Origin of the sequence: Streptomyces longispororuber (genome assembly GCF_024448165.1) — a bacterium.
Classification (GTDB): Bacteria; Actinomycetota; Actinomycetes; order Streptomycetales; family Streptomycetaceae; genus Streptomyces; species Streptomyces longispororuber_A.
Genome location: NZ_JAMOLN010000329.1, coordinates 1 through 7,713, shown reverse-complemented (window position 1 = coordinate 7,713; position 7,713 = coordinate 1). Strand labels below are relative to the sequence as shown.

Below are 7,713 nucleotides of genomic sequence, written 5' to 3'. Positions count from 1 at the left end.
GCAGCCGGGCCAGCCGATGCCCGGGCAGCCGATGCCGGGCCAGCAGACCCCCGGCCAGCCGGGCCCGCCCGCCGACCCGCGCACCGGTGCCGCCTGGCCGCAGCCCGTGCAGCACGACCAGCGCCAGCCCACGAACGTCGGCGGTGCCCCGCTCGGCTACACGGCGGCGGTCGAGCTGTCGGCCGACCGGCTGCTCAACAACAAGAAGCAGAAGGCGAAGAGCTCCCGCCCCGGCGGCGGCAACAACCGCTTCAAGCTCGGCGGCAAGAAGGAGGAGGCCGAGCGGCAGCGGAAGCTGGACCTGATCCGCACGCCGGTGCTCTCCTGCTACCGGATCGCCGTGATCAGCCTCAAGGGCGGCGTCGGCAAGACGACGACCACCACGGCCCTCGGCTCCACCCTCGCCACCGAGCGGCAGGACAAGATCCTCGCGATCGACGCCAACCCGGACGCCGGCACGCTCGGCCGCCGGGTGCGCCGCGAGACCGGTGCGACCATCCGCGACCTGGTGCAGGCCATCCCGCACCTGAACTCGTACATGGACATCCGCCGGTTCACCTCGCAGGCGCCGTCCGGCCTGGAGATCATCGCGAACGACGTGGACCCGGCGGTCTCGACGACGTTCAACGACGCGGACTACCGCAGCGCGATCGACGTCCTCGGCAAGCAGTACCCGATCATCCTGACGGACTCGGGCACCGGCCTGCTCTACTCCGCGATGCGCGGAGTCCTGGACCTCGCCGACCAGTTGATCATCATCTCGACGCCGTCCGTGGACGGCGCGTCGAGCGCCAGCACCACCCTCGACTGGCTGTCCGCGCACGGCTACGCGGACCTCGTCTCGCGCTCCATCACGGTCATCTCCGGGGTCCGCGAGACCGGCAAGATGATCAAGGTGGAGGACATCGTCAGCCACTTCGAGACGCGCTGCCGCGGTGTCGTCGTGGTCCCGTTCGACGAGCACCTGGCGGCCGGTGCCGAGGTCGACCTCGACATGATGCGGCCGAAGGTGCGGGAGGCGTACTTCAACCTCTCCGCGATGGTCGCCGAGGACTTCGCACGGGCCCAGCAGCAGCAGGGCCTGTGGACCGGGGCGGACGGCAGCCAGCCGCCCACCATGGCCCCGCCGATGCCCGGCCAGCAGCAGTACCCGGGCCAGTACCCCGGCCAGCAGCCCTACCCGGGTCAGCAGCCGCCCGCCCCGTACCCGCCGCAGCAGGGCCAGCCCCCGCAGGGCATGCCGCCGCAGGGCCCGCCGCCCCAGCAGCCCGGTCAGCCCGGTCAGCCGGGTCAACCGGTTCAGCCCGGTCAGCCCGGTCCGCAGCCCGGCTGGCAGGCTCCGCCGCCCCCGCCGCAGGCCCAGGGCCAGCAGCCCGCGCCGCAGCCTCCGCAGCAGCCGGGACCGCCTCCGGGCTGGCAGCAGCAGCCGCCTCCGCAGCAGTAGCAACTCCCGCAAAGGCCCGCACCGTTGGACGGTGCGGGCCTTTTGCGCGCTCTGCCCCAAACCGGGTGCCATGCGCTGGCCTGCACAGCGTCAGAGGTCTCGACCAATGTGCGTGAAATGCAGGTCAACTCGTTATTTCCGCAGGCCACATGGGGTTCACCTGCCGTTGACGTGTGTCAACGGCCGCTGATAGACACACACTTCATTCGAGCTGGAAAACCATCAGGCAACCCATCTGGCAAACCCCTGCTGTGCGAGCGATGCGCGAGGTCACCGACCGATGAACAATGAAGCTCAGCAAGACCGGCACCACAGAACGGCACGCCCCGCGCGCCGCGGTGCGCGGATACTCCTGGCGGCCGGTGCCGCGGCGTTCACCCTGACGGCGGGCCTGGCCACGCCGCTCAACCCGGCCCCCCAACAGGCCGAGGCCAAGGCCGACGGCAAGAAGACGCTCACGGTGGCGGTGGCACAGAGCGTCGACTCGCTCAGCCCGTTCCTGGCGCAGCGCCTGCTCAGTACGAGCATCCTCCGCCTGACGAACGAGTTCCTGACGAACTACGACCCGAAGGACAACCACGTCGTCCCGGGCTTCGCCACCGAGTGGAAGTCGTCGCCCGACAAGCTGACGTGGACGTACACGATCCGTTCGGACTCGAAGTGGACGGACGGCCAGAAGGCCACCGCCAAGGACGCCGCGTTCACGTTCAACAAGATGATGACGGACGAGGGCGCGGCCACCGCGAACGGTTCGTTCGTCGGCAACTTCAAGAAGGTGACGGCGCCCAGCGACACCCAGCTGGTCATCGAGCTGAAGAAGCCGCAGGCGACGATGACGGCGCTCGACGTGCCGATCGTGCCGGAGCACATCTGGAAGGACGTCAAGGACTACTCGAAGTTCAACAACGACGAGAAGTTCCCGATCGTCGGCAACGGGCCGTTCGAGCTCACCGCCTACAAGACCGACCAGTACGTGAAGCTGCGTGCGAACAAGGACTTCTGGCGCAAGTCGGAGAAGCCGCAGTTCGACGAGATCGTCTTCAAGACGTACAAGGACCAGGACGCCGCGGTCGCCGCCCTGCGCAAGGGCGAGGTCTCCTTCGTCGCCGGTTCCCCCGCCCTGACGCCCGCTCAGGCGGCGTCGCTCAAGGGCGAGAAGAACATCAAGGTGAACGAGGGCCCGGGCCGCCGCTTCTACGCCATCGCGGTGAACCCGGGCTGGAAGACCAAGGACGGCAAGAAGTTCGGCGACGGCAACAAGGCGCTGCTCGACAAGCGGGTGCGCCAGGCGCTGTTCCGCTCCGTCGACACCAAGGCCATCGTCGACAAGGTCTTCCAGGGCCACGCCGTGCAGGGCGAGGGCTACATCCCGCCGCGCTTCTCCGAGTACTTCTGGAAGCCGACGGACAGCCAGAAGCTGAGCTACGACACCGCGGCCGCGGGCAAGCTGCTCGACGAGGCGGGCTACCCGCTCAAGGACGGCAAGCGCGTCGGCAAGGACGGCAAGCCGCTCGACCTGCGCATGCTGTGCCACGCCACCGACCCGAACGACAAGGCGGTCGGCAAGTACCTCAAGGAGTGGTGGGGCAAGATCGGCGTCGGCCTCAAGCTGAACTGCGTCGACGACGTCTCCGTGCCCTGGTACGCCGGTGAGTACGACCTCGCCTTCGACGGCTGGTCGGTCAACCCGGACCCGGACTTCGTGCTCGGCATCCACACCTGCGCCGCCCTGCCCATCAAGGCCCGGGAGACCGCGGCCACGGACAACGGCATCTGCGACAAGACGTACGACGACCTCTACAACAAGCAGCTCGCCGAGTACGACCCGGCCAAGCGGGCCGATTACGTCAAGCAGATGGAGTCGTGGCTGTACGACTCCGGGTACATGAATGTCATGGCCTACCCGAACGCGGTGGAGGCCTACCGCACGGACCAGATCAAGTCCATCCAGACGATGCCCACCGCGGCCGGCAACATCTACGGCCAGGACGGGTACTGGAGCTGGTGGTCGGCGGAGCCGGCGACGGCGTCCGACAGCAGTGACTCGGGCTCGTCCAGCTCCACCGGGGTCGTGATCGGGATCGTGATCGCCGCGCTCGTGGTCATCGGTGGTGGCGTCTTCGTGATGAGGCGCCGCCGGACGACGGCGGACGACCGCGAGTAGCACCGGCAGCACGTCCGAGCGGTCAACACCCGCACGAGTAACGAGAGTTCGCATGAACCATGACAGCTGACAGCACTCCGGCGCTCGTGCAGCCCGCGGACGGTCCCGACGGCGACCCGGCTTCGGCCGGGCCGTCGTCGGCCGCCCGCGGCCCGCGGGCCCGTAACACCAAGGCGTACGTGCAGTACGCGGCGGCGAAGATCGCGGGCGCGGTGGTCTCGCTCTTCGCCGTCCTCGTCACCAGCTTCTTCCTCTTCCGGCTCATCCCGAGCGACCCGGTCAAGCAGATGACCGGCGGCAAGCGGGTCTCCGCGGAGCAACTGGAGAACCTGCGCCACCAGTTCGGCCTCGACCAGCCGATGTGGAAGCAGTTCACGTCGTACATCGGCGACGCCCTCACCGGCGACTTCGGCACCTCGTACCAGTTCCACACCCCGGTGATCGACAAGATCGCCGACGCGCTGCCCGCGACGCTGCTGCTGACCGGCACGGCGTACGTCCTGTACTCGGCGCTCGGCATCTGGCTGGGCACCCGCACGGCGTGGCGCAACGGGTCGCGGAGCGACCGCTTCAACACGGCGTTCGCGCTGACCCTCTACTCGGTCCCGTCGTTCTGGCTGGGCCTGCTCCTCATCATCGTCTTCTCCGTCGGCATCGGGCCGATCCCCGGCATGTTCCCGACGGGCGGCCTGGAATCGGGCGGCGAGACCGGGTTCGCGTACGTCATCGACGTCGCGCACCACCTGGTGCTGCCCGTCATCACCCTCGTCGCGGTCGGCTATGCGCAGACGCTGCTCGTCATGCGCTCCTCGCTGCTCGACGAGATGGGCAGCGACTACCTGACGACCGCGCGGGCCAAGGGCCTGCGGGACGACGTGGTGCGCCGCAAGCACGCGGTGCCGAACGCGATGCTGCCCACGTTCACGCTGATGTTCGTGAACCTCGGGCACGTGGTGGCGGGGCAGATCCTGGTCGAGACGGTGTTCTCCTGGCCGGGTCTCGGCGGGCTCTTCTACTCCGCCCTGTCCGTGCCCGATCTCCCCCTGGTCCAGGGCCTGTTCTTCGTCTTCGCCACCGCGGTGATCCTGGCGAACACCCTCGCCGACATCCTGTATCCGCTGCTCGACCCGAGGGTGGGCCGATGACGACGCAGTCCTTGAAGGTGACCAGCCCACGGGCGCTGGCCCGGGCCCGCAAGCGCCAGTCGGCGGCCCGTTTCTGGAAGTCCTACCGCTCGCACAAGGGCGGCCTGTGGGGCCTCGGTCTGCTGTTCCTGATCGCGCTCGTCGCGATCCTCGCCCCCGTCCTGGTGGGCGAGGACTCCCAGTCCGTGACGGACGCGCCGGGCGGCCCGCTGGAGGGCCCGAGCGGCGAATTCCCGCTGGGCACCGACCAGTTCGGCCGCAGCGTGCTCGCGCTCGTGGTCTACGGGGCCCGGGTCTCGCTCACCGTGGGCCTGCTGGCCGCGTTCCTGTGCGTGGCGATCGGCACGGTCATCGGCATCGTCGCCGGGCACTTCCGCGGCTGGTACTCGACGGTCCTGATGCGGATCACCGACTGGTTCCTGGTGATGCCGACCCTGGTCCTCGCCATCGCGCTCGCGACGGTGATGGACCGCTCCATGTGGACCGTGATCATCGCGATCGGCGTGACGACCTGGCCGACCACGGCCCGGCTCGTGCGCGCCCAGACCCTCGCGGTGGAGTCGCGCCCGTACATCGAGCGGGCCCGCGCCCTCGGCGGCGGCCACGGCCACATCATGACCCGGCACGTGCTGCCGAACGTGATGCCCCTGGTCCTCGCCCAGACCACGATGATCATCTCGTCGGCGATCCTCACGGAGGCGACGCTGGCCTTCCTCGGCCTGTCCGACCCGACGATCACCTCCTGGGGCGGCATGCTCCAGGACGCGCGCGAGGCGGGCGCGGTCAGCGCGGGCGACTGGTGGTACCTGGCACCGCCCGGCATCGCCATCGCCGTCGTGGCGCTGTCCTTCACGCTCTGCGGACGCGCGGTCGAGTCCGTCCTCAACCCGAAGCTGGGGGTGCGGTCATGACGCTGCTAGAGGTGAAGGACCTCGAAGTGACGTACGCCGGCGGGGCGCAGGCCGTCCGCGGCGTGAACCTGTCCGTCGCGGCGGGCCAGAAGCTCGGCATCGCGGGCGAGTCGGGCTGCGGCAAGTCGACCCTGGCGCTCGCCCTGCTCCGTCTCCTGCCGGCCGGCACGAAGGTGTCCGGCGAGATCCTGCTGAACGGCGAGGACGTCCTCGCCATGAAGTGGGGGCGGGTCCGTGCCGTCCGCTGGGCGGGGGCGTCGATCGTCTTCCAGGGCGCGATGCACTCGCTGAACGCGGTGCACCGGGTCGGCGACCAGATCGCCGAGCCGATCCTGCTGCACAAGAAGGCGACGCAGGCGGGCGCGAAGAAGAAGGTGGCCGAACTCCTGGAGCACGTCGGCCTGCCGGCCGCGCGCGCGGAGTCCTATCCGCACGAGCTGTCCGGCGGCCAGCGCCAGCGCGTGATGATCGCGATGGCGCTCGCCTGCGAGCCTGAACTGATCATCGCGGACGAGCCGACCACCGCGCTCGACGTGATGATCCAGGCCCAGATCCTGCGCCTGATCGAGCAGTTGGTGGCGGAGCAGGACCTCGGCCTGATCATGATCAGCCACGACCTGGCGGTCCTCTCGGACACCTGCGACCGGCTCGCGGTGATGTACGCGGGCCGCGTGGTCGAGGAGGGCCCCGCCCTGGAGGTGTACGAGAACGCGGTGCACCCGTACGGCAAGGCGCTCTCGGCGGCGTTCCCGACGATCGGCGACCCGGCGTCCCGGTTCGCGCCGCGCGGACTGCCCGGCGACCCGCCCGACCCGTCGGCGCTGCCCTCGGGCTGCACCTTCCATCCGCGCTGCCCGGTGGCGCTCGACGTGTGCGCCGCCGAGGACCAGGCGCTGCGGGAGGCGGGGCCCGAGCGGCGGGCGGCATGCGTCCACGTGGGCCCGACCGACGCCTCCACCTCGGCAGTCGACGCAAGGAGCACCACGGCATGACCACACAGACGCTGCTGAGCGCCGACCAGCTGAAGGTGACGTTCCCCGGCCGGCGCGGCGCCCCCGAGGCCCGGGCCGTGGACGGCGTCGACCTGGACATCGCGCCGGGCGAGATCGTGGCCCTGGTCGGTGAGTCGGGCTGCGGCAAGACGAGCCTGGCGCGCACCCTGCTCGGCCTGGAGCGGCCGACGTCCGGGCAGGTCACGTTCGGCGGGAAGCCCCTCGACTACGCGTCGCGGGCGCTCAAGGCGTACCGCAAGCGGGTCCAGCTGGTCCTCCAGGACCCGAGCGGCTCGCTCAACCCGCGGCACACCGTGTACGACGCGGTGGCCGAGGGGCTGCGCATCCACGGCTACCCGGGCGACGAGCGCGAGGCCGTCTCGAACGCCCTGTCCCGGGCGGGGCTCCGGCCGCCGGAGCGGTTCTTCCTGCGCTATCCGCACGAGCTGTCCGGCGGCCAGCGCCAGCGCGTCGTCATCGCGGGCGCGCTGGTCCTGGACCCGGAGCTGATCGTCGCGGACGAGCCGGTGGCGTCGCTGGACGCGTCGGTGCGCGGGGAGATCCTCGCGCTGATCCTGAAGCTGCGGGACGAGCTGGGTCTGTCGGCGCTGGTCGTCACGCACGACCTGGGGCTCGCGTGGAACATCGCGGACCGGGTGGCCGTGATGTACCTGGGCCGGATCGTGGAGACGGGCAAGGTCGAGGATGTCCTGACGTCGCCTCAGCACCCGTACACACAGGCCCTGTTGTCGGTGCTGCCGGAGGCTCCCGGTGACCCGGTGGTGCTCACCGGCGAGCCGCCGGACCCGTCCCGCATCCCCGGCGGCTGCCGCTTCCACGCCCGCTGTCAGGTGCTCGCCGGCGGGGAGGCGGAGGCGGCGGGCGTCGCGGACGCGTGCCGCACGGTGGACCTGCCGGTCTTGACGGGTGGGCGTGAGGCACAGGTGGCGTGCCACTGGGCCCACGCCCGGGTTTCGGAGGGGGCGCCGTAGCTTCGCCGCTTCGTGGGCGGGTGCGGGCCCGGTGGGGCTTCTCGCGCCCCGCCGCGGGGCGCGAC

General features: G+C 70.3%; 6 protein-coding genes. All 6 read left to right on the top strand.

What is annotated here, in order from left to right; translation table 11 throughout:
- A partial coding sequence (locus tag M4J07_RS45540) for a MinD/ParA family ATP-binding protein (protein ID WP_255982833.1) occupies positions 1-1,444 on the top strand: 1,444 nt, incomplete at its 5' end.
- Positions 1,445-1,724: 280 nt separating this feature from the next.
- Positions 1,725-3,608 (top strand): ABC transporter substrate-binding protein, encoded by a 1,884-nt coding sequence (locus M4J07_RS45535; RefSeq protein WP_305128997.1) that lies wholly within the window; start codon positions 1,725-1,727, stop codon positions 3,606-3,608.
- 59 nt (positions 3,609-3,667) lie between these two features.
- On the top strand, positions 3,668-4,753 hold the full coding sequence (locus tag M4J07_RS45530; protein WP_255982831.1) for an ABC transporter permease: 1,086 nt from the start codon (positions 3,668-3,670) through the stop codon (positions 4,751-4,753).
- Positions 4,750-5,664 carry an ABC transporter permease gene (locus M4J07_RS45525; protein ID WP_255982829.1) on the top strand — a complete coding sequence of 305 codons (915 nt, stop codon included), beginning with the start codon at positions 4,750-4,752 and terminating at the stop codon, positions 5,662-5,664. Before M4J07_RS45530 ends, M4J07_RS45525 begins: the two co-directional genes overlap by 4 nt.
- Positions 5,661-6,656, top strand: a complete 996-nt coding sequence (locus M4J07_RS45520) for an ABC transporter ATP-binding protein (RefSeq protein ID WP_255982827.1) — start codon at positions 5,661-5,663, stop codon at positions 6,654-6,656. The genes M4J07_RS45525 and M4J07_RS45520 overlap by 4 nt, the downstream gene beginning before the upstream one ends.
- A complete protein-coding gene (locus tag M4J07_RS45515; RefSeq protein ID WP_255982825.1) occupies positions 6,653-7,648 on the top strand; it encodes an oligopeptide/dipeptide ABC transporter ATP-binding protein in 996 nt (331 codons plus the stop codon). Before M4J07_RS45520 ends, M4J07_RS45515 begins: the two co-directional genes overlap by 4 nt.
- Positions 7,649-7,713 lie beyond the last annotated feature (65 nt).